Genomic DNA, 25,252 nt, shown 5'->3' with positions numbered 1-25,252 from the left:
CGAACCCGCCTAAAGGCTAGGGGCACCAGGCCGGTACCCCTACTGGCCCAGAATCCTTTGCATGAGGCCATCGCTCATCTCAGCGGTGCACTGCTGCTGGCGGTCAAGGGTCAGGGCGTTCTGCAAGCAATCAGCGTAGGCGGCAGTTTCTTCCGCAAAGATCAGCTGGGCCCCGGCCGAGAAGGCCAGAAAGAGGCTCCAGAGAATCACCATGACCATCAGACAGATGGAGAAGGCCGGAAAGCGGACCTTGGCCATCTTGACGAGGGTTGTTATCGCAAGACCACAGGTGGTCAGGGCCAGAAGCACGGTCACCAGGGCCGCATAGCCTGGAAAATAGCCGCTTCCCACGGTTGCTACCAGGAGTAAAAAGGTACACCGGGACCACACCTTCATGGATTCGAGGGTGCTTTCGGAATAGCGGGGCTGGGCGGTTTCAGACATGGTATAAACTCTACCGCCTGATGATAGCTACCGGCGGTGGGATAGGGTTAAGGACGTCGCCCCCGCCGTCAGAGGCTACAGGCAGGGCCGGTTTTTACCCGGCTCCGCCCCTGTCCACGAGAGGGCAGCGGCCAAAGCGTCTCACATATGATTCAAAATACAGGGGCGCGTGATGGGTGCGATAGACTGGTGTTCATGCGCATTGTGGTGATGGTGTCAGGCTCTGGCACGAATTTACAGTCCATTCTTGATTCTGTAGCTGCCGGTGACCTTGACGTGACCGTGCTAGCCGTTGGTGCCGATAAACCCTGCCTGGGCCTTGAACGGGCAGAAAAAGCAGGTATCGAAACCTTCCTGGTCGAACCTAAGACCTATCAGACCCGGGAAGCCTGGAACCGGGCCCTCGAAGAAAAAATAGCTAGCTACGGGGCTGACTACATTATTTTTGCCGGCTTCATGAGGATCGTCGATGCCCAGCTGGTTGACCGCTTCAAAGACCGCATCGTCAACACCCACCCGGCCCTCCTACCCTCCTTCCCCGGAGCCCACGGCGTCCGCGACGCCCTAGCCCACGGGGTCAAGGTCACCGGCCTCACCGTCCACCTGGTGGACTCAGGGGTAGATACCGGCCCCATTCTGGCCCAGGCGGCCGTCGATGTTCTGGACGACGACACCGAAGACACCCTGCACGAACGCATCAAGGTCAAAGAACGGGTGCTGCTGGTCCAAACCATCGCCCGTCTCGCCCAAGACCTCAAGGGCCCCAGCGCCTAACCTGCAAGTTTAGCCCCACCCGGGGCTGGGCCTAGGGTCGGGGCCTGAAACGAAACGACTCACCCACGTTTAACCCACCTGCCACCCACCCAGCGGGCTGGCACAAGCACAACGGAGAAAAACCTGTGAGTCTCATGGAGCTCGACCGCGTCCCCCTCAAGCGCGCCCTCATTTCTGTATTCGATAAGACCGGCCTGGAAGACCTGGCCAAGGGCCTGCATGAAGCCGGTGTCGCTATCGTTTCAACCGGCTCTACCGCCTCAACCATTGCCGCCGCTGGCGTCCCCGTCACCGAAGTATCAGACATCACCGGCTTCCCCGAGTGCCTGGAGGGCCGCGTCAAGACCCTGCACCCGCGCGTCCACGCCGGTATTCTGGCTGACCGCCGCAAGCAGGAGCACATTGACACTCTTGAGCAGATGGAAATTGAGGCTTTCGACCTCGTTGTCGTCAACCTCTACCCCTTTGTTGAGACCGTAGCTTCTGGCGCAGACCAGGACGCTATCATCGAGAAAATCGACATCGGTGGCCCCTCCATGGTGCGGGCCGCAGCTAAGAACCATGACGCCGTTGCTATCGTCGTCGATCCTGCCCGCTACGGGGACGTCGTAGCAGCTGCCCAAGCCGGTGGCTTTGACCTGGCCCAGCGCCGCTCCCTAGCAGCCCAGGCTTTTGCCCACACCGCCGCCTACGACACCGCCGTTGCCACCTGGACTGCCGCCCAGTTCCAGGTCAATGACGAGCAGACCTGGGCCCCCTTCGCAGGCCACTCCTACGAGCTGGCAGAATCCCTGCGCTACGGTGAGAACCCCCACCAGGCCGGTGCCCTCTACACCGACGCAGCGGCAGCCCCCGGCATTGCCCAGGCGAAGCTGCTTGGCGGTAAGGCCATGAGCTACAACAACTACGTCGACGGTGACGCTGCCCTCCGCGCAGCCTACGACTTCGACGAACCTGCTGTTGCCATTATTAAGCACAACAACCCCTGCGGTATCGCTGTAGGTTCAGCTGAGGCAGCTGACCCCATTGCCGACGCCCACGCCAAGGCCCACGCCTGCGACCCCCTCTCAGCCTACGGTGGGGTGATTGCCGCTAACCGCGAGGTCACCGCAGCTATGGCAGAAACCGTCAAGGGGATCTTTACCGAAGTCATCATTGCCCCCTCCTACGCCCCTGAGGCCCTGGAGATCCTACAGTCTAAGAAGAACCTGCGGATCCTGCAGCTACCTGAAGGCTTTGCCCGGGAAGCCTTTGAGTACCGTCAGATTTCTGGCGGCGCCCTGATTCAGCAGGCAGACCGCCTGCAGGCTGAGGGAGACTCAGCTGAGAACTGGCAGCTGGTTGCCGGTGAAGCTGCAGATGCTGCCACCCTCGCTGACCTGGAATTCGCCTGGAAGGCCCTGCGCTCTGCCAAGTCCAACGCCATCCTGCTGGCCACTGACGGCGCTGCTGTCGGTATCGGCATGGGCCAGGTCAACCGGGTTGATTCCTGCCGCCTCTCCGTCGAACGGGCCAACACCCTGGCTGAGGGGGCAGAACGCGCCCGCGGTTCTGTGGCCGCCTCAGACGCCTTCTTCCCCTTCGCCGATGGCCTGCAGGTCCTGCTAGATGCTGGCGTCCGCGCTGTTGTGCAGCCCGGTGGCTCTATCCGTGATGAGGAGGTCATTGCCGCTGCCCAGGAGGCAGGCGTGACCATGTACTTCACCGGAAGCCGTCACTTCTTCCACTAAAGAGCCCAAACACTAAAGGCCCTTTCTGCATGAGGCAGGAAGGGCCTTTTAGTTTGAGGGGCTACTGGCCGTCAGTCGGGGCTTCTTCTGCACCTGCTGCCGCCGCTTCTGCAGCGCCGGTGAGAGCCTGGGAGAAGATGTCTTGAATATCGGTGGGGGCTTCTGCCAGGTGGGCTTCACCGCCGACGCTTTGGGCAATGGTGTTCAAAGCATTCATGTCGGCGTCTGTTGAGATGCCAATGAAGATGAAGACCACGGGGTTAGCAGGATCCTGCTCAGCCTGGATGGTTGAAATGAGGTCTTCTTGGCTAATGGAGTTGCCGTCGGTGTTCTGGCCGTCGGTCAGAATAATGACGGAGTTTACCGACCCGGGGACGTAGTTTTCCTTAGCTGAGCGGAATGCTGCCAGCGTGGTGTCGTAGAGGGCGGTTTGGGCATCGGGGTGGATGGTGCCTGCAATCGCTGTGCCTGCCTCTTGAATCAGCTGGCGCTGGGTTTTGCCTTCAACTTCTTCTTCAAGGCCGCGGACGGGGACGAGCTCTTGGTAATCAGAGAGGCTACCGTCGGCTTGGGTGATGTCGCGGGAGAACTTCCAGAGGCCCATGGAGTCCCGGGCGGGGAAGAGCTGGGATCCCTGGAGGATCGAGTTGACGGTGATGTCGATGCGGGTGTGTTCGGTACCGGGAACGGTGGTCAGCATGGAGCCGGAGGCATCGAGGACGACCAGGGCGTTGAGGGGGGCTGACTGGAGGGAGTAGGCCGTCCAGATTTGGGTGAGGACGTCCTGATTGCTGGGGGTAAGGTCGGTGTAGTTCCCCAGGGCTCCGGTAACCCCGTCGTCTGACCCGTCGGCGGCCCGGAGGCCGGCAGCAGCGAGGGCGGCCTTTCCGTCTTCGCTCGCCAGGTAGCTGGTAATCTGCTTGGCTGCGTTATCGATGGTGGTGTTGCTGCTGGTGGAGGTCTGGTAGAGGGGGTAGTCCAGGGTGAAGGAGCTGGTTGCCGGGAGGGTAGCGGTGAGTCCTGAATCGGTGTGCTCTGCTGAGTAGGCCGCGTAGTCTGCTTCGGTGACGATAGCGACGTTCTTGTCCCCGGCGTCAACGGCAGCCAGGAGCTCGGAGGCGCTCTGGGCAGCTTCGGTAACCCCGATAGTCTGGGCCCGGGTTGCGGCGCTGGCGACCAGGTCGTCGACGCTGACGGTCCCTGCCCCTGCCTCGGAGACGGCGCTGAGAAGGGCGGCAAAAGCGGCCGGGTCAGCCTTGGGGTCGCCCATGGAGATGCCCGTATCGTCGCTGAGGGCAGCGAGCCAGGTATCGGTAGAGGCATTGGACTCAGAGACGAGGACGGCCGGGGTCTTAGCAAGGGAGCTGGCGAGGGGGGTCAGACCCATATCAGCCTGGCTCATCGCCAGCTCGGCGCGGGCGGTGGAGTCGGGGATCCACAGGTTGGTGGTGGATGCTCCTGCCGCAACTTCTGCGAGGATATCGCCCGAGGTCTTGCTGGTATCAATATCGAGGGTGACGCATGTTTCTTCATCCACCGGCATGGTTTTGAGGGCCTCGGCCATGGGGGCTGTGGTGGTTACGGTAACCGACTGGGTGGTGGAGCAGGCCGCGGGGACGACCTGGCCGCTGGTTGTTGAGGGGGTCTTTGAGCCACCGGCGATATTGAGGACGGCAATAGTGCCTCCAGTGAGGAGGACGATCGCTGCAGCGCCGGTCGCAATCCACTTGCGGCTGGTCTTCTTCTGCTTTTCGAGACGTTCCTGGCGGCGGGATTTAGTGGTGGTCACCATGGGGTTTCTTTTCCCTCATCGTTTGGGCGGGACTGCTCTAGGGTCTTAGAGAGCCGGGGGTATATCGCCCAATAGTTTAGCAAGAAGGCTCTGGTCTGTGACCGCTTAATATGACGTTTTATCTGCGTCATACCGTGTAAGACGGGTCATAGTAAGTCGTATATCGTCACTAACTTGGTAGCCACCTGAAACGCTCATAGGGTTGGTACTACCAAAACCATCCAGAGCGACTGAGAGATCTGGCTCAAAGACGTCGCAGCAACCAGCCACACACAGGCCCGGTGCTAATGCCAGAATCGATGGGTTCACCGTCTCCTTCAGCGCCATATATCTATGGGCAGGGGAGGACGGGTTCCCCTCGCAATTGCTCAAAACATTGCAAGGAGAGATACCGTGATTTCACTTCGAAACATCGTTGTTGAATACACCAGAGAGGGCAAATCTACCCGAGCGGTAGATGACGTGACCCTGGATATAGCCCCTGGAACGATTCAGGGAATAGTGGGCTTCTCAGGAGCTGGTAAGTCCACCCTGCTGCGCACAATCAACCTCTTAGAGCGTCCCAACCAGGGGCAGGTCTTAGTTGCCGGTCAAGACCTCATGGAGCTGGACGCCAAGGCCCTGCGAGAAGCCCGGCACGACATTGGCATGATCTTCCAGCATTTCAACCTGGTCGCTAACCTCACCGTCCTCAAAAACGTTGAACTGTCCCTGAAATTTGCCGGTATTCCGGCCTCCCACCGCCAGCAAAGGGCCTTAGAGGCCCTCGACATTGTTGATCTAGCTGACAAGGCAAGGGCCTATCCCGGGCAGCTATCTGGCGGCCAGAAACAAAGGGTCGCCATCGCCCGCGCTTTAGCAACCCGCCCCAGCGTCTTGCTGTGCGACGAACCCACCAGCGCCGTTGATCCCCGCACCACCACGTCCATCCTGCAATACCTCAAGAACATTAACGCCGATCTTGGAATTACAACCGTCATTGTCACCCACGAAATGAACGTTATCCGGGCCCTTGCCGATGATGTCGCAGTGCTCGAAGGTGGCCGTCTTGTGGAGCGCTTCACCACCGAAAAACTCGCTGACCCCACCTTCACACCCCACAGCGACATCGGCCGTCTTCTCCGCAACGATGACATCGTCTTGCACAGCCCCACCCACGTTGGCTCCGAAGAGAAGGTCCTGATTCATGCTTAGCCGTATCCTTGATGTCGCCCCTGAAATTTGGTTAGCCCTGGGGCAAACCCTCATCATGCTAGTGGTTGCAATTCCCCTGGCCGTCCTCTTCGGCACCCCGCTGGGCATCCTGCTTTACACCATTGGACCCCAGGGACTTGCCCACCGCCCCACCCTGCACCGGGTTCTTGACTCGGCGGTCAATATCATCCGCTCCTTCCCCTTCCTGATCCTGCTCATCGCGATCATCCCCTTCACCCGGCTCCTGGTGGGCACCAGCCTCGGAACAGCAGCGGTCTGTGTGCCCCTGACGATCAACGCCATTCCCTATTTCGCCCGCTTCGTAGAACAAAACCTCACCCAGCTCGGCACCGGAACCGTTGAAGCCTCCCTTGCCATGGGAGCCAAACCCCGGCAAATCATCACCGACGTTTTGCTCGTGGACGCCCGCCCCGCCCTGGTCACCTCCATCACCATCATGACGGTCAGCTTCATCTCCTACTCAGCCATGGCAGGCCTAGTAGGTGGCGGCGGAATCGGCGACTTCGCTATCCGCTACGGCTACTACCGCTACGAAACCCCGCTCATGATCGTAGCCATCATCCTCATGATCGCCCTGGTCACCCTCGTCCAATACGGCGGTTCCCGCCTCTCTCGCGCCCTCGACAAGCGCTAAACAACCCGTTTTTGACCTTTCAAGGGGACACCTATGCCCACTTCACCCTCAACAAACCGTCGCCGCCTGCTGCTCAGCGCCTTCGTGATGAACACCGGCAGCCACATCCGGGGAGGCCTCTGGCGCCATCCCGACGCCCAACAACACAGATTCAACGAGCTTGCCCTCTGGCAAGACCTAGCCCGCCAGCTCGAAGAGGCAAAATTCGACGCCCTCTTCCTAGCCGACGTCGTTGGCCTCTACGGCAACTACGGGGGAAACAGCGACGCCCTCATCCACAAGGGGCTCCAGATTCCCTCCAACGACCCTCTGGTACTGGCCTCCGCGCTCGCCGCTACAACCGAGAACCTGGGGCTGGCTATTACCTCCTCAACGATTCAGGCCCACCCCTTTAACTTCGCCCGCCAGCTATCTACCCTGGATCACCTCAGCGGGGGACGGGTTGCCTGGAACATCGTCACCAGCGCTCTGGAGAACGCCCACCGCAACTTTGGGGCCCAGTCCATTCCAGGGCACGATAGCCGCTATGACGAGGCAGAAGAATACCTGGACGTTGTCTACCAGCTCTGGGAGAGCTCCTGGGATGACGATGCCCTGAAGCTAGATAAGGAAGCCGGGATTTTCGCTGACCCGGCCGGGGTCCGTCCTATCAACCACCGGGGTAGCCGCTATTCGGTCGACGGGCCCCACCTGGTAGCCCCCAGCCCCCAGCGCACCCCCTTCCTCTTCCAGGCCGGAAGCTCACCGAGGGGCACCCGGTTCGCTGCCAAACACGCTGAAGCCACCTTTATCTTCGCCCCCAACCCCGCCCACGCGGCTAAGGTCTCAGCCCGTCTAGGGGCAGCAGCAGCCGAGGTCGGACGCACCCGGGAGGACATCAAACTCTTTGCTGGGCTGTCTTTTACCGTCGGATCCACCGAAGAAGAGGCCCAACGGCTCTACGAGCGGGAAAAGGAATACCTTGACCTGGAGGCAATCATCGCCCATATCGGCGGCAGCCTCGGCGTGGATTTTGGCGGGGTGCCCCTCGATACTCCGCTGGGAGAAATCCGCACCGAGGGGTCGGTGGGCCTGCTCGAAGCTATCGCCGATTCTGTACCCGGTGGAAAGCCCACCTTAGAAGATCTTGCCCGCTACCGGGCAGAAGCCCAACACCTGGTGGGCACCCCCGAGCAAATCGCAGACCGGCTTGAAGATTGGGCCGAGGCGGGAGTCGACGGAATCAACATCATAAACTCCCTCATCCCCGGATCCTACACCGACTTTATCAACCACGTCCTGCCGGTTCTGCGCCAGCGGGGTCTTGCCCAAACCGATTACGCATCGGGATCCTTGCGGCAGAAACTCACCGGCGGCAGCAGACTGGCAGAAAACCATTACGGGACCTCCTTCCGCCCCTAGACACCATCTACCCACAACTGACTTTTTGGAGAACACCTCATGACTTACGCACCGAAAATTGAACTCACCCGCCGCCAGGCCCTCCTCGGGTCCGGCCTTGGCCTGGCTGCCGCATTTGGCCTAACCGCCTGCGGGGCCAGCTCAACAGGAAGCAGCTCAGCTGATAAGACCATCACCATCGTCGCAACAGAATCTGCCCCCTACCAGGAGCCTGTGCTCATTGCCCAAGAGATCCTCAAAGAGCAGGGCTGGGAACTGAAAGCTACCTTTGTCACCGATATCGTCCAGCCCAACCTCGAAGTAGCCCAGGGCAAGTACGACGTCAACTACTTCCAGCACGTTGCCTACCTGGACCAGTTCAACCAGGATAAGGGGCTAGATAATATTCCCCTCTTCTACGAATACACTTCCCCTGCTGGCCTCTGGAGCGCCCATTACGGGTCGGTTGATGAACTGCCGGAGGGGGCCAAGATTGCCCTGCCGGTAGACACCTCAAATAATGGCCGCGGGCTCAAACTACTGGAGAAAGCCGGGGCCTTGAAGCTGACCGAGGGTAAGCCCGTTATTCATCTCTCCCAGCAGGACATCCTGGAGAACCCCAAGAACTTCCAGTTCATCGAGGTCGATCAGCAGTCCCTGTCCCAGACCTATGAGGATGTGGACGCCGGTTTCCTCTTCGTCCGCCTGGCCGCTGAAATCGGCCTGACCCCCGATGACGCCATTGCCTTTGAAACAACAGAGGAAGCCTTGCCCTACATCTGCGTGGTGGCATCCCGCCCGGACTTTGCCGGCACAGAGAAGGCCAAGGTCTTGCAGGAAGCCTTCCACTCTGACCGGGTTCGGGAATGGTTTGCCTCCTATATCGGTGGTGTCCTAGATACCCCCTGGGACCGGGATATCGAGGCAGATATCGCCAGCTGGAAGAACCAGTAGAGGAAGGAAGAAACACTCATGACCCTGTCATTCATTACCCCGCTGGGAGCCCCCGCCCGTCCGAATCATCACGACCGCTGGATCAAGGTCGCTGAGGAGGTCGCTGACCAGCTTCGCCAGGACGTCGTTGCCCGAGACCGGGCTGGCCGCCCGCCGGAGGCCGAAAAAGACCTCTTGAAGAAGTCCGGCCTGCTTCCCCTCAATATCCCGGCCCGCTGGGGTGGGGAAGGACTGAACTGGAACCAGTGCTTTGAGCTGGTGCAAATTATTGCTCGGGCAGATAACTCAATTGGTCAGCTCTTGGGCTACCACTATGTTTTCCAGGTCTTCCCCTACCTTGACCTTGAGGAGCAGAGGGCTGAAAAACTGGCCCGGGATACTCTGGCCAACCACTGGCTTTTTGCCTCGACCGGAACACCCCAGGGGCAGCAAATTCAGGCCCAGGCCGTGGACGGCGGGTGGAGCTTTACCGGGGTGAAGCCCTTTGCCACCGGTAGCTATGTGGCCGATAAAATCTTCTCCCGGGCCTTCACCGAGGACGGTCGCAGGGTCGTTGCCCTGGTCGATACCCGCAGTGATGGGTTTGTGCGCCATGACGACTGGGACGTGGTGGGTTCGCGGCTGACGGCAACCAACAGCCTGGAATACAGGCAGGTATTTGTCCCGGAGGAAGACGTAATCGCTATTCTTCCGGCAACTGATGCCGACCGGGAGCCCCATAAAAATCTTTCCACCCCAGCCTTCCAGCTTCTTTTTTCAACGGTTTATTTGGCCGCTGCGGAGGGGGCCCTCCAGGAGGCGCTGGGCTATACCCGCTCCTCCTCCCGCCCCTGGTTCCATGCCACTGTAGAGAAGGCTACCGACGATCCCTACATCCTGGCCCAGTACGGTGAGTTTGCCGCACAGGTGCAGGCCCTCTCGGCGGTGGTTCAGCAGGCTACCGATGCCCTGGACTGGGGCCTTGCCCAGGGGCAGGCCCTGACGGCTGCGGAACGGGCTCACATTGCTGAACAGATTGTGACAGCAAAGATTACGGCCCATACCACTGCCCTGGCCGTGACCCAGGGGGTTTTTGACGTCACCGGGGCCCGGGCCACCAAGAGGTCGGTGGGGCTGGACCGCCACTGGCGGGACGTGAGAACCCATACCTTGCACGATCCGGTGGCCTATAAAAAAGCGGAGCTGGGAGCCTACCTGCTCACCGGGCAAGAACCGTCCCCCAGCCCCTACCGCTAGTAGGGGGCGGACGGAGGGCACCGGCTAGGTGGCCTCCGTCCGCGGGTCTTTGCCGGGAGGCTGGAAGAAAAACATCTCATATAGGTAACAGGAACTACACCTGGCGTCACAGGTCACATACACTGGTAAGAGTGAGGGGGCAGGCTAGGCTCCCTTTACCCCATCACGTCATCTTCTGTATTCCCTCATACAGCTAATCCAGAAGAAACTGATTACCAACTCAAGGAAGTGGCATGACCAACCTTTCACCCAACGTCACCAACCTGCCCTTGGCCGAAGTCGATCCCGAAATCGCCGCCGCCATCCAGCAGGAGCAGGATCGCCAGCAGAACACCCTCGAAATGATTGCATCCGAGAACTTCGCCCCCCGTGCAGTCCTTGAGGCCCAGGGTTCTGTTCTGACTAACAAGTACGCCGAAGGCTACCCCGGCCGCCGCTACTACGGCGGCTGCGAATTTGTTGACGTGGTGGAGCAGCTGGCAATCGACCGCGCTAAGGCCCTTTTTGGTGCCGACCACGCCAACGTCCAGCCCCACTCCGGTGCCCAGGCCAATAACGCTGTCATGCACGCCCTGCTGACCCCCGGCGACAAAATCATGGGCCTGTCCCTGGCCCACGGCGGCCACCTGACCCACGGCATGAAGCTCAACGTCTCCGGTAAGCTCTACGAAGTCGTCGCCTACGGGGTGGACGAAGAAACCGGCCGCGTGAACATGGACGAGGTCCGTGAGCTGGCCCTGGCTGAGAAGCCCAAGGTTATTATCGCCGGCTGGTCTGCCTACACCCGCCAGCTAGATTTCGCTGCCTTCCGCGAGATTGCCGACGAGATCGGGGCCTACCTCTGGGTTGATATGGCCCACTTCGCTGGCCTGGTAGCAGCCGGTCTGCACCCCAACCCCGTCCCCCACGCCCACGTTGTGTCATCCACCGTCCACAAGACCCTGGCCGGGCCCCGCTCCGGCTTCATCATGTGCGTTGAAGACCTGAAGAAGAAGATTGACTCGGCTGTCTTCCCCGGCCAGCAGGGCGGCCCCCTCATGCACGCTATTGCAGGTAAGGCTACCGCCTTCAAGATCGCTGGCTCCGACCTGTTCAAGGACCGCCAGAAGCGCACCCTGGAAGGTGCCCAGATTCTGGCTGACCGCCTCAACCAGGCTGATATGGCAGAAGCCGGCGTCAAGGTGATTTCCGGTGGCACCGATGTTCACCTGGTCCTGGTTGACCTGCGTGACTCAGAGATCAACGGCCGCGAGGCTGAAGACCTGCTGCACGAAGCCGGTATCACCGTCAACCGTAACGCAGTGCCCAACGACCCCCGTCCGCCCATGGTCACCTCCGGTCTGCGCATCGGTACCCCCGCCCTGGCAACCCGCGGCTTTGACGCTGAGGCCTTCACCGAGGTCGCTGACATCATTGCCGAAACCCTCAAACCCGGCGTTGATGTCGCCGCCCAGCGGGCACGCGTCACCGCCCTGTGCGAGAAGTTCCCCCTCTACTCCGGTATCGAGGAGTGGTAAGCATGCCCCAGATTCTTGACGGAGTGGCAACCGCCGCCCAAATCAAAAAAGAACTCGCCGAGCGCGTCGCTGCCCTCAAAGAGAAGGGGGTAACCCCCGGCCTGGCCACCGTCCTGGTGGGCGATGACCCGGCCTCCCGCTCTTATGTGGGCGGCAAGCACCGCGACTGTGAAGAGGTTGGCATTGCCTCTATCAAGGTGGAGCTGCCCGAGACTATCAGCCAGGAGGAGCTCGAAGCTGAGCTGGAGAAGCTCAACAACGACCCGGCCTGCACCGGCTACATTGTGCAGCTGCCCCTGCCCAAGCACATTGATACCAACCGTGTTCTTGAGAAGATTGCCCCCGAGAAGGACGCCGATGGCCTGCACCCCATGAACCTGGGCCGCCTCGTCCTCAACGTGGGCGAACCCCTGAACTCCCCCCTGCCCTGCACCCCCAACGGGGTCATTGAGCTGGTGGAGCGTCACGGTATCTCCTGGAAGGGCAAGAAGGTTGCTGTGCTGGGCCGCGGTATTACCGTGGGCCGCCCCCTGGGCCTGCTCCTGACCCGCAAGGACGTCAACTCCACCGCTACCTTAGTGCACACCGGCACCGAGGACGTCACTGCCGCCCTGCGCGAAGCTGACATTATCGTCGCTGCCGTGGGCGTTGCCCACGCCGTCACCGCAGACCAGGTTAAGGACGGGGCTATCCTGCTGGACGTCGGCGTCTCCCGCATTGAGGATGCCGAGACCGGCAAGAAGAAGCTGACCGGCGATATCTCGCCCGAAGCTGCCGCTAAGTCGTCCTGGTATTCACCCAACCCTGGCGGCGTTGGCCCCATGACCCGCGCCATGCTGCTGGTCAACGTGGTTGAAACAGCCGAACGTACCGCTGCCTAAGCCCTGAACCTAGAGCGCCGCACCCGTGATGGGGTGCGGCGCTTGTTCTATCTGGTGAGTTCGAGTTCGTAGTCGTAGCGGTCGCCCCGGTAGAGGGTCACCGTGTTTTCTACGGGAAGGCCGCGGCCCGTCCGCCCGATTTTCTCAACGCGCAGGGCAGCTGCCCCCAGCGGCACCTCCAGGTGCCTCGCTTCTGTCAGGGTGAGGTTAGTTGCGAGGACGGAGACAGTAGCGGACTCTACCTGGTAGCCGGAGGCCCGCATTTGGGCGTCCAGGGAAAGGGACTGCTCCGGCTCCATCTGGGAGAAAGCCTCGGGGAGGAAATAGGCGGTTTCGAGGGCGATGGGGGAGCCGTCCGCCTGGCGCAAGCGCTGGATTTCAATGACCTGAGCCCCGGCTTCTAGGGCCAGGACCCGCTGGACGTGCAGGGGGGCCTCAACCAGGTGGCAGACCAGGGTCAGGGTGTGGGGACGGTGGCCGCGCACCGTCATGTCTTCGGTAAAGGACCGTAAGGACGGTAGCTTCACCGAATGGTGTTGCGGGGCAACAAAAGTTCCTGAGCCTTGCACGTTATAAATCAGTTTGCGATCAATCAGCTCGCGCAGGGCCCGGCGTACCGTATCGCGAGAGACCTCAAATTCCTCCTGGAGCTGCCGTTCTGTGGGCAGCAGGGTGTTTGCCTCAGCCCGGGCTAGGTACTTTTCGTTGATGAGGCTTGCAACCAGCTGGTATTTGGTTTCGCGCGATGAGAGCTTCATAGTCACCCACTTTACGCCCTGGAAGCCAGGAGGTATCTGAGGTGCTAGAAAATCTTTGACATAATGGAACCTATGCAAACTAAGGGTTCAGAAAACGCAGCGCAGAAGCAAAACGTCACCACTGTCTTTGTCGGGGCCGGGATCGGCATGGCTATCCTGGTTGCCCTGCTGGTGTGGGCAGTGATCCAGTCAGCCCATGAGGAGTCGGTCTTGGGCTGGATCCTGGCCGGTATTATCGCAGCCTGGTTGGGTATTGCCGCTTATCTGCTGGTTAGCGTGAACCGGACCCTGGCTGCCCAGCGCAAGGCCTATGAGGGGCACGCAGTTGCCCGGGCCGAGTACGAATCTGAGGTTCACACCGAGAAGCTGGCCCACTCCTTCCAGATTTGCCTGGTGCAGTCCAAGGTGATTGCCGAGCAGCTCGATATTAACGATGAGAACTCCCGCGACATGATTGATCGCGCTATCGACACTATTAACTTCACCGCTAAAAACGGTATGGAACTGGCCCGCGAAGGGGCCTAAAGAACAAAGGACGCCCCGTGAGCACCTCACAGCAGACCACCCCCGAAGAAAACCTCAAGGCTAAGATTCCCAACGCGGCAACCGGTGCGCCGCGGGCCTTCTCCGGCGCCCAGCCGTCCGCCGACTCCATGCACCTGGGCAACTACATTGGCGCGGTCAATAACTGGGTTGACCTGCAAAAAGACCACGAGTGCCTCTACTTCATTCCCGATATGCACTCAATTACCGTGCCCCAGGATCCTGCGGTTTTGCTGGAACGCACCCGCAAGACTGCAGCCCAGTACATTGCCGCCGGTATTGACCCTGAGAAGACCCCGCTCTTCGTCCAGTCCCATGTGCCCGAGCACGCCCAGCTGGCCTGGGTGCTCAACTGCATTACCGGCTACGGTGAAGCTGCCCGCATGACCCAGTTCAAGGACAAGGCCGCCAAGCAGGGCACCGATAACGCCTCGGTAGGCCTCTTCACCTACCCCGTCCTCATGGCCGCTGATATCCTGCTCTACCAGGCCGATGTGGTGCCGGTGGGTGAAGACCAGCGCCAGCACCTGGAGCTGACCCGCAACCTGGCCCAGCGCTTCAACTCCCGTTTCGGAGATACCTTCGTGGTGCCTGAGCCGGTCATCCTCAAAGAGACTGCCAAGATCTACGACCTGCAGACTCCCGATTCTAAGATGAGCAAGTCAGCCACCACCGATAAGGGCATTATCTGGTTGCTGGATGACCCCAAGAAGACCGCCAAGAAGATTAAGTCGGCGGTGACAGACGCGGGCACTGAGATCTCTTACGACCGCGAGAACAAGCCCGGTGTCTCCAACCTGCTCTCCATCTACTCGGCGGTGACCGGTAAGGCTATCGACGATATCGTCGCCGACTACGAGGGCAAGATGTACGGCCACCTCAAGGTAGACCTAGCTGAGATTGTGGTTGAGGAGCTGTCACCGATTCGGGAACGCGCCCTGGAACTCATGGATGACCCGGCTGAGCTCGACCGCCTGCTGGCCATTGGCGCAGGCAAGGCCCGGGAGATTGCCTCCGTGACCGTCAAGAACGTCTACGACGCGGTCGGCTTCCTGCCTGCCCTCTAAGAGTTAGACACCCGGCCCGGTGGCTTCATCACCCACGATAGACCCCGACCGCAGGTACCTCAGTATCGTTGCTGCGGTGCCTGCGGCTTTAGCTGACTGCCTTGTGGCCTGGCGTGCAGCCCACGGGCTGCTGGGGCCAGAGGCTGAAAGCTGCCATATTACGGTTCTCATCAGCGAGGACGCCGGCGATGACTCCTTGGCCTTGCTTGAGGACGCCCTAGCTGGGGTCGGGCCGGTTCCGGTGGGCCTGGGGGCAGCGGCAACTTTTGAGCCGGTGACCCCGGTGACCTATCTGCCTGTGGTGTCCGGGGGAGAGCAGCTGGCCCTGATTCACTCAGCCTGCCAGAAAGCGGTAGGGGAGTCGGTCTCACCCTTCCCCTATGAACCCCACCTGACCCTGGCTAACCATGCCCCGGCAGCTACCCTGGCTGAATCCTTGCAAGACTTTGCTTCACTGCCTCTGGATTTGGCAACCTTTACCATTGACCGGCTGGCGGTCTACCGATTCAGCGCTGGCAGTTGGCAGCTGCTGGGAACAGTGGACCTCTAGTGAAAGACCCTGCTTTTTCGTGTCGTTGAACTAGCTTCCGACCCCAGTGCTAGCGGGGCGTCTCCAGAGCTTTGTCGTGGCGGTGCAAGTAGAAGAAGCCCGGGGCGAAGTCTACAACAGTTGCTGACCAATGCCCGGTGGTATGGGTATGACCACAGCATCCTGGCTAATGCTTAGCAGAGATGCGATATCGATAACATCTTGATCATCATAGATTGCATCGATTGTGACGGTCTGCCTGTGGGTACGCACATCGTCGCTGAGGCCGGCTGAGGGCGGACATGAAGGCATGCGCCTGTTTGATGCTGGCACGGTGGACCAGGACGGTTCGTGCATCGGGTACCAGTTCTACCTATCTGGTGGCAGGGTGTTCAACCAGGTGGGCGCACACGTGCAGTGCAACTTCAAGGTTAGTGCAATCGACCAGTACTGCGAGTGCGTCGAAGCATTTGTTCATGGGGGGGGCAGGAAACCAAGTGCATGCGCCTCCTTTACGGTAGCGACTGTAAAAGAATGCCAACCCGGGCGAGACCACCTCAGATTGTTCAACAATTGTTGCAGGTATGGCAGCGAACATACAAATGCATGAACTATCGTCTAATCCAGAACTGTACGAAAGTATATGTGGCAAGCTCTAACGCTTCACTAGAGTTTTTAGTGAAGACGCAAGAGCAAGAAAAGCGAGGTGCGCAATGAACGGTCTCAAACTCCACGGGATTAGCCGCAGCTTCGGTGACCACAAGGTGCTGCAGGATGTAGATTTCGGCGTCCGTCGCGGTGAAATTGTTGGTTTCATCGGCGGCAACGGCGCAGGTAAAACCACCACCATGCGACTCATTCTAGGAATGCTTAACCCCACCGGCGGGCATATCACCTGGGACGGGAAACCCATCTCAACCGAGAACCGCAGGTCAATCGGTTACATGCCGGAAGAGCGGGGCCTGTACCCCCAGATGAGTGTCAAAGATCAGATTGTTCACTTTGCTCTACTTGAAGGGAAAACCCTGGGACAGGCGAAGGAAAAAGCTGACGAACTTATCGCTACACTGGGCCTATCGGGTCGAGAGAAAACCCTCGTCCAAGATTTGTCGCTAGGTAACCAGCAGCGAGTTCAGCTAGCTGTTTCCCTAGTTGGTAACCCAGAACTACTGGTACTTGATGAACCCTTCTCGGGGCTTGACCCCCTAGCTGTAGATACAATGGCTGGTCTTATCCAACAACAGGCAGCCCAGGGCGTGGGCATCCTGTTTTCATCGCATCAGTTGGAGCTTGTTGAGCGTCTATGCGACCGTGTTTGCGTACTTGATCGAGGCAGAGTGATGGCAGATGGTGCTGTCTCTGAGTTGCAAGATACTGATCAGACCCGGTGGGAACTAAAATTTGATCGCCCGGCCGGAGAATTCGTTGCCGAACTATCGTTGGTCGCTTCCTTCCATATCGAATTCAAGATGAGCAACCAATCATCAGTTTTCATCACAGTTGATGGACGGGGTGCAACCGTTCCCCAGGGCGTACTAGAAACTGCCACACGATTTGGAGGGCTGCGCAGTATTGAGCCTGTGCAACAGTCCTTGGGCGCACTCCTATCGCAGGATTATATTTCGTCGGGCCGCGGGGTATCACCCCTGCCCGTGAGTCAGAGCTTGAATCGGCAGGTCAGACACGATGAAAGCTAAAGGCATGACCCAGCAGACTACCCAGCATGAAGTAGGTGAAAAATCAGTGAGCACTGCTTACCGTGAAATGTTAATCGTCATTCGACGTGAGGTTCTTACCCGCACCAAGAATAAGACCATCCTGCTAGCCACTGGGCTGCTTGCCCTGACTGTGGGTATTGGAGCAAGTGTTGGCGGTTGGTTCTTGCGGGAGAAAATGGGGGATGCTAGCTTCCAGCTGGATACCCGCCTGCTCTTTGCTACAGCGATGGTGAGTGCTTTGCTCAGCTCTCTTGTGTACTCATCCCAGAGCCTGACCTCTGGTGTTGTTGAAGAGAAGTCATCAAGGGTCGTCGAAATCCTCCTCACCAAAATCGGTGTTGTGCCTTTGTTGGCCGGAAAGATGATCGGTATCGGAGCGATAACGCTGGTCCAGCTACTTCTCATCGGCGGCACTGGCCTGCTGGGTTTCACCCTCGTGGACGGGTGGTCACTGCTGGAGCTTGAAGTAGGTGCAGTTCTTCTATGGTTCCTTGTATGGTTCTTGCTGGGCTACATGATTTTTGCAACCATGAACACGATTCTGGCGTCAACGGTCTCCCGGCAGGAGGACCTGAGTGCCGCAGTGATGCCGCTGTCGGTTTTGCAGATGGTTCTGCTGGTCGTCGCCCTGTATCTTACACCCAACTATCTTGAAGAGACTTGGCTTAAGGGATTGTCCTTCGTCCCGCTTTTCTCTTCCTACCTGATGCCTATTCGCTTTGGTCTGGACGGCGTACAGACCTGGGAAATGGTGACCGCTGCCAGTATCGCTGGGGTAACTATTCCGCTGCTGTTCTGGGTGGCAACCCGTGTATACAGCAACAACGCTTTACGAACCGGCTCTAAGGTTTCGCTGCAACAATCATTTGCCTCAGACAATGGGGCTTAACATCGGGCTTTCTGCCTGATTCAGCGTCAAGGGCTACTAGCCCACCATCATTGAAAGGAAAAATAACATGACTGCTTACAAGAACGAGACTACCTACCCCACTACCTCAAAGGGTACCTCAGCGGTTGGCCGTTGGACTCGTAGCCTGGCGCTGGCCTTGGTTGGCGGCGGCGTAGGCTATGCGGTAGTAACCCTCTTTTTCTAAGTCGATAGAACTTTACTTGTAGTGGAGAAAATAGCGAAAGCGGAGAGATATTAGAAGTTCTAGAAAACGTAGCAAGGGCAGTTATTAGTATCCCTGAAACTTATAGTAGGACCGAAGTTGAGCAGGTTAAACAGTTTGCTCTCAGTAATCTCAGCCGACCGCATCTGGCACCCGATGATTTAGCGAGATTCTTAGCGCAGTACAGCGTGATGGGTTGGGGCGTTGACGCTTTGCTAGATATACACCGCATCGACAGCCTTAGCTTGGAAGATCTTGCCCCAGCCTTTGCTGGGCTCGTCTACCCTATCGGGGCTGTGCTAGGAATCGATCTCGGCTAAAAATAGCAAAGCTATGGGGTTTACCAGGTTTTTAGGTTGATTAGATTGTATTCAATAGCTTTAACTAGAATCTGAACCCTATCGCGCACCTGCATTTTTTCCATAATTTTCACAAAACGCGCTTTAATTGTGGATTCAGTAACGAAAAGTTCTGCGGCCATCTCTTTATTATTTAGACCGCGCGCGAGAAGCTCAATGACTTCTATTTCTTTCGCGGTAAGAACTGACATGAGTTCTTCGTCGGGAGAAATTTCGGCAGGAACTGACTGCTTAAGCCCTTGCACCACATAGCGGGTAACCTCGGGGGACAGTACTGATCCTCCGTCATGGACGGTGTGGATTGCGCTGGTGACCTCTTCGGGGTGGGAGTCCTTTACCAAGTACCCCGAGGCACCTGCCCGCAAGAGTTCAACAACATAGCGATCAGTCGCAAAGGTGCTCAGCCCCAATATTCTTATGTCGGGGAAAGAATGATGAATATACTGGGTTGCCTCGACACCGTCCATCAGAGGCATCTGCATATCCATCAAAATTACATCTGGCTGTAGGGCCCTTGCCTGTGAAATTGCCAGCTTGCCATTTGAAGCTTCCCCCACCACTTCCAGGCTTTCATCGGAGGAAAGATAATCCTTCAAAATATTACGAATAAGGGATTCATCATCTACGAGGAGGACTTTAACCATGAATGGTTCCTTCACTGTCTGTACAAGCTAGAGCGGCAGCTTAAAAAGCTTTGGTCACTGTTTTAGGCAGGGGAAGGCTCACCTGAATCTTCCCACCGTGGTCATTTTGATAAGACGATGTTCCACCCAAATCATGAAACCTAGCCTTCATTGATTCTAACCCGGTCAAAGATGAAGAAACGGGTTTGTTATGAGAGATGACGTTCTCTGAGGATAGCGTGACGTTACGCTGATCCACTGTGAGGTCTATTTTTACAGGTCCCTCAGGGGAGCCATGCTTGAGAATGTTGGTCCCTATCTCGCGAGCTGTACGTCTTAGCGCCTGGCGAGATGCCAAAGGAATAAGGCTTACATCCCCATCAACGGTCAGCGTAACCGTAAAGCCTGCATTTTCTAGGGCATCAGATATTTTATGTAAATCGTGAGTCAGGGCTAGAGACGATGTGGTTTCCCCTGAAAGAGAGATGTCGCCCAGCAGCAAATTCTCTTCCGACTGGGGAGCGCTGGGTAGCTGGCCGTTCAGTGAGTCATTTTTCTCGGCTTTAAGGACAGTCACCAGCTTGCGAAGATCCTCGAGCGCCTGGCTCGCAGAGTCCCCAATCCCAGTCAGAATAGCGGCTGTGCTCTTTGGATCCTCTGTAAACTGTGCACGCCGAGCCTGCATAGCGATGATGGTGACTTCATGGGCAACGATATCGTGTAACTCGTAGGCAAGGCGGGTGCGTTCCTCATTCCGTGCCTGGAGCTGGGCTTCCTGAATAGAGATAATCTTTTGCTGGTCTTTTTCCCGCTGAAGCCGGAACCTTCTGAGTACTAGCCCTGTGATGTATGAAAAAACTGCTAATGACGTTGTTATGAACTGAGGACCCAATGTATTTGAACCCCAACCCGGATACACAACAAAAACACACAGGACAATACCGAATGCCACGACCTGACGTTTTGTAGCCAGGTAAGCGCAATACACAGGCACCAGAATTGACGCCGATGAGAATCCAGCCCAGACGAAACTGGAATCGTTATAAAGCACCGTGATGTTGGCAAGAGAAAAATACCAGCCATAAATTCCGAGCATGAGCCCGAATCCCATCATAAAAATGGGCAGATAGGCAATTGCAACAGCCCATACACGATTCTGGGTATGTGTATTTTCGTAGACCCCCGAAGATAAATCGGCCGCAATAAAAATAAATACCAGGCAGATAAGCAGCCCCCTCAGGTAGGGGCCAAGGGGAAACCACTTCTTGCTGGAAGCACTATGGGGGCTTGTCGTCATGGGTTTATGCTATCACCCCTCGGGCAGTGCTACTTCGGAACGTATGAGTGTTAGTCACATATCCCTGACTTGCAAAGCCAACGAAAGAAAGTAGGAGACATGCTAGATGCTGAGGCGGGGGAAGCTTTAACATCAATATCCTGCGGCAAAGAAGCAGCCCGCGCAGGTGAAAAACTGAGGGTGAGAGCAACGGCGATGGAGGTAACTGCCAGTGTCTTACGGATATTCTTCATGGTTCGGAGTCCTTGGTGGTGTGAGTCAAACTGTTGTTCTGCTATCTATTGTGGAGTATTAGGCTCACGTAAGGGTATATACAAAAGTTCAGAAGTGGATTACCTATTGTTGTACTTAAGTTCAAGGTCTAGAGATTTTGTCTTCTGAACTAGCCTCCGAAAATTGGGCTGAGTTAAATTCTAGACAACCAGGACCCCAAAGGCTTACTCCGATACCTCACCGGAGTCCAGGCCCTTCAGCCGCTCCTGAAAACGATTATTGTTACACCCAAAAAACATACTCATCAACAGCCGTGAAGAACTCCTCAACACTCGCAAAACGCCCCCCGTAATACATCTCAGCCTTCAAATGCCCAAAAAGTTCTCCATCACAGCATTGTCATAGCAATTACCCTTGCGTGACATGGACTGAACACCACCGATCGACTTAATCTGATATGTAGCGTTGTTCGAGTGCTTGTGCTGTGGAGTGGGAGATCTTGAGTTCTTTGGCTGCTGCTATGCTTCCTGTATCTTGTTCGTATAGTTGGGTGAGTTGTTCTCGTTGATGTCGGGTAAGTGAGTTTTGTGCTCGCATAAAAACTGCTCCCCGTGTGTTGGTGTTTGTTTTTTAGACCACCAACTGGGGGAGCAGTTTCCGTGTGTAAAGAAGCAGGGCCTTTTGAGTGGGTTGACCTTAGTGGTCTGAGTGGACCTCGGTGGTGGTCACCAGCTCGGCGGTGCGGGAGATACCGTTGATTTCATTGGGTACCTCGGGCAGGTCAATGCTGGCAAAAACTTCAGCTGTGCCGTCGGCAATCTTTGCCAGGGAGACAACGTGCAGCTTCTTAGTGGCCGGGTCAGTGACGTAGGCGGTTTCACCGTCCACCCAGATCGCGGGGCGGGGATCCTGCCAGACCTCGGACTCGGTCCAGGAATCCATGATGTCAACGGAGCCCAGCTCGGTGCCGTCCTCAGCCCAGAAGCGGAGCTTTCCGTCGGTGGTCAGCAGCAGGTGGGAGCCCTCAGGGCCGCGGGCCAGGGACCGGAAGGTGTAGGAGACGCCGGCGGGCAGGGCTACCTTGGTGCGCTCCTGGGTCAGGGTATTGACCAGGGCGAACTGTTCGGGGCGTTCCAGTTCAGCGTCCTTATCGGTCTTGTAGTCCACCAGCACCATGTGGGAGTCGGAATCACCTGCATGGTTGCCTGAACGGGAGTAGGGGTCCTCAGGGTTAGTGATCTTGGTGAAGGCACCGTCCTTGTAAATCAGGACGCCGTCCTGGCAGCCCAGGGTGAAGGTGTCGTCCTCGGCGATGGCTTCACCGTGGATACCGGGGCAGTCAGAGTTCTCGGTGACTACAGAGCCGTCGGCGTTGATGACGGCAGCGCCGGTGCGAGCATCCTCGGTGCCTACCGATACCAGGTACTGGTTATTTTCTAGAGGGATAGCCAGGCCGTGGTGGGCGGTGGGCAGGGTAATGGTTTCAGTGCTGATGCTGGTGGCGGTGTACTGGTCAGCGCCGGTCAGGTCGGCAGGGGAGTAGATCTCAATGGTGCCGGTGTTATCGGCAAACATGGCTGCCCGGTCGTGGTCGACAATGACGTGGCCGGTCCCGTCGGCTTTAAAGGTCAGGGACGAAAGAGTGGGGGAGGTGGTGTAGTAGTGGTCGTGGTCCCCGTGTTCCTGGGTCCAAGCCCCCATATCCAGCATGGTGTAGGAAGAGCCGTCCGCAACGACGAGGTGGCGGTTATCCCCAGCAGGCTGTAGGCGCAAAAAGCCTTCTTTTTCAATCGTTTCGATGATTTCAAAGGTCTTGCCGTCCACGATCATGATGCCACCATCGTAGGTCAGGGCGATGCGGGCAGAAGGGGTGGAAGCTTCTTTGATTTCTGCCTGGCCTGCGGCGGTAGCTGAGGCGGTAGCCGGGGCTGAGGTGCTTGTGCCGGTGGTAGCGGAAGAGCTGGCGGCAGCAGTTGATGAGGTGGGGTCAGAGGCGGCGCCACAACCGGCCAGGGCAAGGACGGCCAGGGAGGCAAGGGAAAGCTTGAGGGAAGGTGAGATTGTGTTCATGCCTCACCATCCTAAACTAAATGAGAATCATTTGCATATACGGGTAGTGGATATAAGAAAAACCGGCCCCCAGATGGGGGCCGGCTGGTAACTTAGGGGCTAGAGCAGGCTATCCATGCCCTGCTCCTTGAGGGTGGTGACGGTGTTCTTGACGCTCTGGGCATCGTTGCGAACCGTCACCAGGAGGGCATCAGCGGTATCGACAATGACGACGTCCTCTATGCCGATTACCGAGATTTTGCGGCCGGTGTTGTTGACGACAATGCCGGTGGAGTCCTCACTAATGACGCTGGCCTTATCTCCCAAAACGAAGAGCTGGTCGCCGGTCTTTTCGATATTGAGGCGGGCAACGGCGTCGAAGTCTCCCACGTCATCCCAGCTGAAGCTGCCGGGCACCATGGCGATATCGCCGGCCGCTGCGGCGGGTTCAGCTACCGCATAGTCAATGGCTGTTTTGGGCAGAGTGTCCCAGAGGCGGTTCATGACGATTTCCCGGGCCGGGGTATCCCAAGCGCGGGCGATTTCCATAATGCCCAGGTAGAGTTCAGGCTCCTTGGCTTCAAGGTGTTTGAGCATGAGGGAGGCTGGGGCAACAAACATGCCGGCGTTCCAGGTGTAGTCGCCGCTGGCGACGTATTCGGTGGCTGTGGCCTCATCGGGCTTTTCAACGAACTGCTCAACGGCTAGGGCACGTGGGGCCTCTGCCAGGCCCAGACTGCTGGTTGCCTTGATGTAGCCAAAGGCGGTAGAGGGGGAGGTGGGTTCGATGCCGATGGTGACGATCTTGCCGGAGGCAGCGGCGTGGACGGCCTCGCGCACGACCGCCTGGAAATCCTCGACGGGGTCGATGATGTGGTCGGCGGCAAAGGAGCCGATGATCGCCTCGGGGTCGCGTTCGTGCAAAATGGCGCAGGCAAGGCCGATAGCTGCTGCAGAGTCGCGGGGGGAGGGTTCAAGGACCAGGTCAGAACCGCGCAGCTCGGAAAGCTGCTGGGTGACAGCATTGGCATGGGCCTGGCCGGTCACAACCATGACGCCGGAGCTGGCCAGGTCGACTAACCGGTCGTAGGTGGAGCGCAAGAGGGAGCTGCCGGTGCCTGTAAGGTCAAGAAGGAATTTGGGTTCAACAGCGCGGGAGAGGGGCCAAAGCCGGGATCCAACGCCGCCCGCGGGAATGAGGGGGTAGAACCGTTCAAGTGGTGTTCTCATCGTCCCTACAGTGTACATAAGTTTTCTAGTCATAAAGATGAAATGTTTAAGCTAATTTTTGGGCCCCATCTCAAAAGGTGAACCGGGGCTTTGGGGGTTAAACCGTGCAATGACGCGCCTGGATAGATTTAGGCCATTAAAGTATGCTCTATTCCGGCAAAATCAGGGGTGTGAAGATGGTGGCAGAGTGTCAATAAGCGCTTGTAAAACCTGCTAATCTTGCTGTTGAGTAGAACACACACTATGTCTTGTGCGGGCTCTTATGCCTTCGGTTGATATCGAGGTAGTTATATCCGCAACAAACAGGAGGTTATTCAGTGCCGAATACATCCAAGGGCACAACGTACCGTGGCGGCGAAGGTATGTGGTCATGGGTTGCCCACCGCATTACCGGTATCGCCATTTTCTTCTTCTTGCTGGTCCACGTTCTTGATACCGCCGTTGTGCGCATCTCCCCCGAGGCATACAACGCTGTGATGGAGCTTTACAAGAACCCCATTATGGGACTTGGTGAAGCTGCCCTGGTTGCGGCCATCGTGTACCACGCTTTCAACGGTATCCGCATTATTCTGGTGGATTTCTGGAAGAACGGTGCCAAGAACCAGAAGGTCATGCTCTGGGGCGTCCTCGTCCTCTGGGCGGTCGTTTTTGTTCCCTTCTTCATCCGTCACATCATGCTCGTCTTTGGGGGTCACTAAACCATGGCAACTCCGCTGAAAACCAAGATTTCTGTTCCCCGCAGCCGAGACAACACCGTCTCTGGCATCAAGTACAACCGTGCCTCCACCAAGCGCAACAACTTCGAGATGTTCGCATGGCTCTACATGCGTATCTCCGGTGTTCTGCTGGTCGTCCTGATTTTCGGCCACCTCTTTGTCAACCTCATGATGGGCGAAGGCGTGCACCGCATTGACTTTGGCTTTGTGGGCGGAAAGCTGGCCAACCCCTTCTGGCAGGTCTGGGACTTGCTCTTGCTGTGGCTGGCTATGCTCCACGGCGCTAACGGTATCCGCGTCATCATCGACGATTACGCTGAGAAGGACGGCGTCCGCTTCGTCCTGAAGGTAGCCCTCTTCCTGGCTACCGCCTTCGTTATCTTGCTGGGCACCCTGGTCATCTTTACCTTTGATCCCTGCCCCGCCGGCGCAGCAGCAGATCTTCTGCCCTCCTTCTGCCCCGCTCCCTAACAGCGCATCA

Annotated in this window: 24 protein-coding genes, 2 pseudogenes and 1 riboswitch; of the genes and pseudogenes, 17 read left to right on the top strand and 9 right to left on the bottom strand. The window is 57.8% G+C overall.

Features of this window, described 5'->3' with window-relative positions; all coding sequences use genetic code 11:
* Nucleotides 1–39: 39 nt before the first annotated feature.
* Nucleotides 40–444 carry a hypothetical protein gene (locus tag ACMXX3_RS09420; RefSeq protein WP_421084454.1) on the bottom strand — a complete coding sequence of 135 codons (405 nt, stop codon included), beginning with the start codon at nt 442–444 and terminating at the stop codon, nt 40–42.
* A 195-nt stretch (nt 445–639) separates the two neighbouring features.
* On the opposite strand from ACMXX3_RS09420, the gene purN reads away from it, so the two are divergent.
* Nucleotides 640–1,218 (top strand): phosphoribosylglycinamide formyltransferase, encoded by a 579-nt coding sequence (gene purN, locus ACMXX3_RS09415; protein WP_421084453.1) that lies wholly within the window; start codon nt 640–642, stop codon nt 1,216–1,218.
* 134 nt (nt 1,219–1,352) lie between these two features.
* Nucleotides 1,353–2,948: a bifunctional phosphoribosylaminoimidazolecarboxamide formyltransferase/IMP cyclohydrolase gene (gene purH / locus ACMXX3_RS09410; RefSeq protein WP_421084512.1), complete on the top strand. Its 1,596-nt coding sequence runs from the start codon at nt 1,353–1,355 to the stop codon at nt 2,946–2,948.
* Nucleotides 2,949–3,009: 61 nt separating this feature from the next.
* On the opposite strand, the gene ACMXX3_RS09405 is transcribed toward purH, so the two are convergent.
* Nucleotides 3,010–4,740, bottom strand: coding sequence for a VWA domain-containing protein (locus tag ACMXX3_RS09405; protein WP_421084452.1), 1,731 nt, complete (start codon nt 4,738–4,740; stop codon nt 3,010–3,012).
* 214 nt (nt 4,741–4,954) lie between these two features.
* Nucleotides 4,955–5,046, top strand: a riboswitch (SAM riboswitch).
* Between the two features lie 87 nt (nt 5,047–5,133).
* On the opposite strand from ACMXX3_RS09405, the gene ACMXX3_RS09400 reads away from it, so the two are divergent.
* The 7 genes from ACMXX3_RS09400 to ACMXX3_RS09370 all read left to right on the top strand — a co-directional run bounded on the left by ACMXX3_RS09400 (nt 5,134) and on the right by ACMXX3_RS09370 (nt 12,557).
* Nucleotides 5,134–5,934, top strand: a complete 801-nt coding sequence (locus tag ACMXX3_RS09400) for a methionine ABC transporter ATP-binding protein (RefSeq protein WP_421084451.1) — start codon at nt 5,134–5,136, stop codon at nt 5,932–5,934.
* A complete protein-coding gene (locus tag ACMXX3_RS09395) occupies nt 5,927–6,589 on the top strand; it encodes a methionine ABC transporter permease (RefSeq protein ID WP_421084450.1) in 663 nt (220 codons plus the stop codon). The genes ACMXX3_RS09400 and ACMXX3_RS09395 overlap by 8 nt, the downstream gene beginning before the upstream one ends.
* Nucleotides 6,590–6,622: 33 nt before the next feature.
* Nucleotides 6,623–7,990, top strand: a complete 1,368-nt coding sequence (locus ACMXX3_RS09390) for an LLM class flavin-dependent oxidoreductase (RefSeq protein WP_421084449.1) — start codon at nt 6,623–6,625, stop codon at nt 7,988–7,990.
* 39 nt (nt 7,991–8,029) lie between these two features.
* On the top strand, nt 8,030–8,923 hold the full coding sequence (locus tag ACMXX3_RS09385) for a MetQ/NlpA family ABC transporter substrate-binding protein (RefSeq protein ID WP_421084448.1): 894 nt from the start codon (nt 8,030–8,032) through the stop codon (nt 8,921–8,923).
* 18 nt (nt 8,924–8,941) lie between these two features.
* Nucleotides 8,942–10,159 carry an acyl-CoA dehydrogenase family protein gene (locus tag ACMXX3_RS09380; protein WP_421084447.1) on the top strand — a complete coding sequence of 406 codons (1,218 nt, stop codon included), beginning with the start codon at nt 8,942–8,944 and terminating at the stop codon, nt 10,157–10,159.
* Nucleotides 10,160–10,392: 233 nt separating this feature from the next.
* A complete protein-coding gene (gene glyA / locus ACMXX3_RS09375) occupies nt 10,393–11,676 on the top strand; it encodes a serine hydroxymethyltransferase (protein ID WP_421084446.1) in 1,284 nt (427 codons plus the stop codon).
* Nucleotides 11,677–11,678: 2 nt separating this feature from the next.
* A complete protein-coding gene (locus tag ACMXX3_RS09370; RefSeq protein WP_421084445.1) occupies nt 11,679–12,557 on the top strand; it encodes a bifunctional methylenetetrahydrofolate dehydrogenase/methenyltetrahydrofolate cyclohydrolase in 879 nt (292 codons plus the stop codon).
* Nucleotides 12,558–12,604: 47 nt separating this feature from the next.
* Here the strand turns inward: ACMXX3_RS09370 and ACMXX3_RS09365 are convergent, their stop codons facing one another.
* Nucleotides 12,605–13,315 carry a GntR family transcriptional regulator gene (locus tag ACMXX3_RS09365; RefSeq protein WP_421084444.1) on the bottom strand — a complete coding sequence of 237 codons (711 nt, stop codon included), beginning with the start codon at nt 13,313–13,315 and terminating at the stop codon, nt 12,605–12,607.
* A gap of 72 nt (nt 13,316–13,387) precedes the next feature.
* On the opposite strand from ACMXX3_RS09365, the gene ACMXX3_RS09360 reads away from it, so the two are divergent.
* From ACMXX3_RS09360 to ACMXX3_RS09350, 3 genes are read left to right on the top strand one after another with little or no spacing between them, the layout of a single operon-like run.
* On the top strand, nt 13,388–13,840 hold the full coding sequence (locus tag ACMXX3_RS09360) for a poly-gamma-glutamate biosynthesis protein PgsC/CapC (protein ID WP_237200487.1): 453 nt from the start codon (nt 13,388–13,390) through the stop codon (nt 13,838–13,840).
* Between the two features lie 17 nt (nt 13,841–13,857).
* A complete protein-coding gene (gene trpS / locus ACMXX3_RS09355; RefSeq protein WP_421084443.1) occupies nt 13,858–14,925 on the top strand; it encodes a tryptophan--tRNA ligase in 1,068 nt (355 codons plus the stop codon).
* A gap of 19 nt (nt 14,926–14,944) precedes the next feature.
* Nucleotides 14,945–15,475 (top strand): 2'-5' RNA ligase family protein, encoded by a 531-nt coding sequence (locus ACMXX3_RS09350; protein ID WP_421084442.1) that lies wholly within the window; start codon nt 14,945–14,947, stop codon nt 15,473–15,475.
* A gap of 49 nt (nt 15,476–15,524) precedes the next feature.
* On the opposite strand, the pseudogene ACMXX3_RS09345 reads toward ACMXX3_RS09350, so the two are convergent.
* Nucleotides 15,525–15,611 (bottom strand): annotated as a pseudogene (locus tag ACMXX3_RS09345) (hypothetical protein); the annotation flags it as partial.
* A 556-nt stretch (nt 15,612–16,167) separates the two neighbouring features.
* Between ACMXX3_RS09345 and ACMXX3_RS09340 the strand changes: the two are divergent.
* The 3 genes from ACMXX3_RS09340 (at nt 16,168) to ACMXX3_RS09330 (ending at nt 18,266) form a co-directional block, all read left to right on the top strand.
* A complete protein-coding gene (locus ACMXX3_RS09340) occupies nt 16,168–17,151 on the top strand; it encodes an ABC transporter ATP-binding protein (protein ID WP_421084441.1) in 984 nt (327 codons plus the stop codon).
* Between the two features lie 4 nt (nt 17,152–17,155).
* Nucleotides 17,156–18,061, top strand: coding sequence for an ABC transporter permease (locus ACMXX3_RS09335; RefSeq protein ID WP_237205676.1), 906 nt, complete (start codon nt 17,156–17,158; stop codon nt 18,059–18,061).
* Between the two features lie 67 nt (nt 18,062–18,128).
* A complete protein-coding gene (locus ACMXX3_RS09330) occupies nt 18,129–18,266 on the top strand; it encodes a hypothetical protein (RefSeq protein WP_419104382.1) in 138 nt (45 codons plus the stop codon).
* Between the two features lie 358 nt (nt 18,267–18,624).
* Here the strand turns inward: ACMXX3_RS09330 and ACMXX3_RS09325 are convergent, their stop codons facing one another.
* The 5 genes and pseudogenes from ACMXX3_RS09325 to ACMXX3_RS09305 all read right to left on the bottom strand — a co-directional run bounded on the left by ACMXX3_RS09325 (nt 18,625) and on the right by ACMXX3_RS09305 (nt 24,055).
* Complete coding sequence (locus tag ACMXX3_RS09325) at nt 18,625–19,287, bottom strand: response regulator (protein ID WP_421084440.1); 663 nt, start codon at nt 19,285–19,287, stop codon at nt 18,625–18,627.
* Nucleotides 19,288–19,327: 40 nt separating this feature from the next.
* Nucleotides 19,328–20,563 (bottom strand): sensor histidine kinase, encoded by a 1,236-nt coding sequence (locus ACMXX3_RS09320; RefSeq protein WP_421084439.1) that lies wholly within the window; start codon nt 20,561–20,563, stop codon nt 19,328–19,330.
* A gap of 501 nt (nt 20,564–21,064) precedes the next feature.
* Nucleotides 21,065–21,234: pseudogene (locus ACMXX3_RS09315) on the bottom strand (IS3 family transposase); the annotation flags it as partial.
* 238 nt (nt 21,235–21,472) lie between these two features.
* The gene (locus ACMXX3_RS09310) at nt 21,473–22,846 is read right to left on the bottom strand and encodes a hypothetical protein (RefSeq protein WP_421084438.1); all 1,374 of its coding nucleotides are present in this window, start codon (nt 22,844–22,846) and stop codon (nt 21,473–21,475) included.
* 99 nt (nt 22,847–22,945) lie between these two features.
* A complete protein-coding gene (locus tag ACMXX3_RS09305) occupies nt 22,946–24,055 on the bottom strand; it encodes a mannose-1-phosphate guanylyltransferase (RefSeq protein WP_421084437.1) in 1,110 nt (369 codons plus the stop codon).
* 317 nt (nt 24,056–24,372) lie between these two features.
* On the opposite strand from ACMXX3_RS09305, the gene sdhC reads away from it, so the two are divergent.
* Nucleotides 24,373–24,753 carry a succinate dehydrogenase, cytochrome b556 subunit gene (sdhC, locus tag ACMXX3_RS09300; RefSeq protein WP_421084436.1) on the top strand — a complete coding sequence of 127 codons (381 nt, stop codon included), beginning with the start codon at nt 24,373–24,375 and terminating at the stop codon, nt 24,751–24,753.
* Between the two features lie 3 nt (nt 24,754–24,756).
* Entirely contained in the window at nt 24,757–25,242 is a 486-nt protein-coding gene (locus ACMXX3_RS09295) for a succinate dehydrogenase hydrophobic membrane anchor subunit (protein ID WP_421084435.1), read from the top strand.
* The last annotated feature ends 10 nt before the right edge of the window (nt 25,243–25,252 follow it).

This window comes from Rothia nasimurium (assembly GCF_049068285.1).
Lineage (GTDB): Bacteria > Actinomycetota > Actinomycetes > Actinomycetales > Micrococcaceae > Rothia > Rothia nasimurium_I.
Note: the sequence above shows the minus strand (reverse complement) of the source record. Positions and strands in the feature narration are given on the sequence as shown.

Excerpts from the sequence above, each read along its gene's own strand:
- ACMXX3_RS09420 (WP_421084454.1), bottom strand. The coding sequence starts at position 444 with ATGTCTGAAACCGCCCAGCCCCGCTATTCCGAAAGCACCCTCGAATCC.
- purN (WP_421084453.1), top strand. The coding sequence starts at position 640 with ATGCGCATTGTGGTGATGGTGTCAGGCTCTGGCACGAATTTACAGTCC.
- purH (WP_421084512.1), top strand. The coding sequence starts at position 1,353 with ATGGAGCTCGACCGCGTCCCCCTCAAGCGCGCCCTCATTTCTGTATTC.
- ACMXX3_RS09405 (WP_421084452.1), bottom strand. The coding sequence starts at position 4,740 with ATGGTGACCACCACTAAATCCCGCCGCCAGGAACGTCTCGAAAAGCAG.
- ACMXX3_RS09395 (WP_421084450.1), top strand. The coding sequence starts at position 5,927 with ATGCTTAGCCGTATCCTTGATGTCGCCCCTGAAATTTGGTTAGCCCTG.
- ACMXX3_RS09390 (WP_421084449.1), top strand. The coding sequence starts at position 6,623 with ATGCCCACTTCACCCTCAACAAACCGTCGCCGCCTGCTGCTCAGCGCC.
- ACMXX3_RS09385 (WP_421084448.1), top strand. The coding sequence starts at position 8,030 with ATGACTTACGCACCGAAAATTGAACTCACCCGCCGCCAGGCCCTCCTC.
- ACMXX3_RS09380 (WP_421084447.1), top strand. The coding sequence starts at position 8,942 with ATGACCCTGTCATTCATTACCCCGCTGGGAGCCCCCGCCCGTCCGAAT.
- glyA (WP_421084446.1), top strand. The coding sequence starts at position 10,393 with ATGACCAACCTTTCACCCAACGTCACCAACCTGCCCTTGGCCGAAGTC.
- ACMXX3_RS09370 (WP_421084445.1), top strand. The coding sequence starts at position 11,679 with ATGCCCCAGATTCTTGACGGAGTGGCAACCGCCGCCCAAATCAAAAAA.
- ACMXX3_RS09365 (WP_421084444.1), bottom strand. The coding sequence starts at position 13,315 with ATGAAGCTCTCATCGCGCGAAACCAAATACCAGCTGGTTGCAAGCCTC.
- ACMXX3_RS09360 (WP_237200487.1), top strand. The coding sequence starts at position 13,388 with ATGCAAACTAAGGGTTCAGAAAACGCAGCGCAGAAGCAAAACGTCACC.
- ACMXX3_RS09340 (WP_421084441.1), top strand. The coding sequence starts at position 16,168 with ATGAACGGTCTCAAACTCCACGGGATTAGCCGCAGCTTCGGTGACCAC.
- ACMXX3_RS09335 (WP_237205676.1), top strand. The coding sequence starts at position 17,156 with ATGACCCAGCAGACTACCCAGCATGAAGTAGGTGAAAAATCAGTGAGC.
- ACMXX3_RS09330 (WP_419104382.1), top strand. The coding sequence starts at position 18,129 with ATGACTGCTTACAAGAACGAGACTACCTACCCCACTACCTCAAAGGGT.
- ACMXX3_RS09325 (WP_421084440.1), bottom strand. The coding sequence starts at position 19,287 with ATGGTTAAAGTCCTCCTCGTAGATGATGAATCCCTTATTCGTAATATT.
- ACMXX3_RS09320 (WP_421084439.1), bottom strand. The coding sequence starts at position 20,563 with ATGACGACAAGCCCCCATAGTGCTTCCAGCAAGAAGTGGTTTCCCCTT.
- ACMXX3_RS09310 (WP_421084438.1), bottom strand. The coding sequence starts at position 22,846 with ATGAACACAATCTCACCTTCCCTCAAGCTTTCCCTTGCCTCCCTGGCC.
- ACMXX3_RS09305 (WP_421084437.1), bottom strand. The coding sequence starts at position 24,055 with ATGAGAACACCACTTGAACGGTTCTACCCCCTCATTCCCGCGGGCGGC.
- ACMXX3_RS09295 (WP_421084435.1), top strand. The coding sequence starts at position 24,757 with ATGGCAACTCCGCTGAAAACCAAGATTTCTGTTCCCCGCAGCCGAGAC.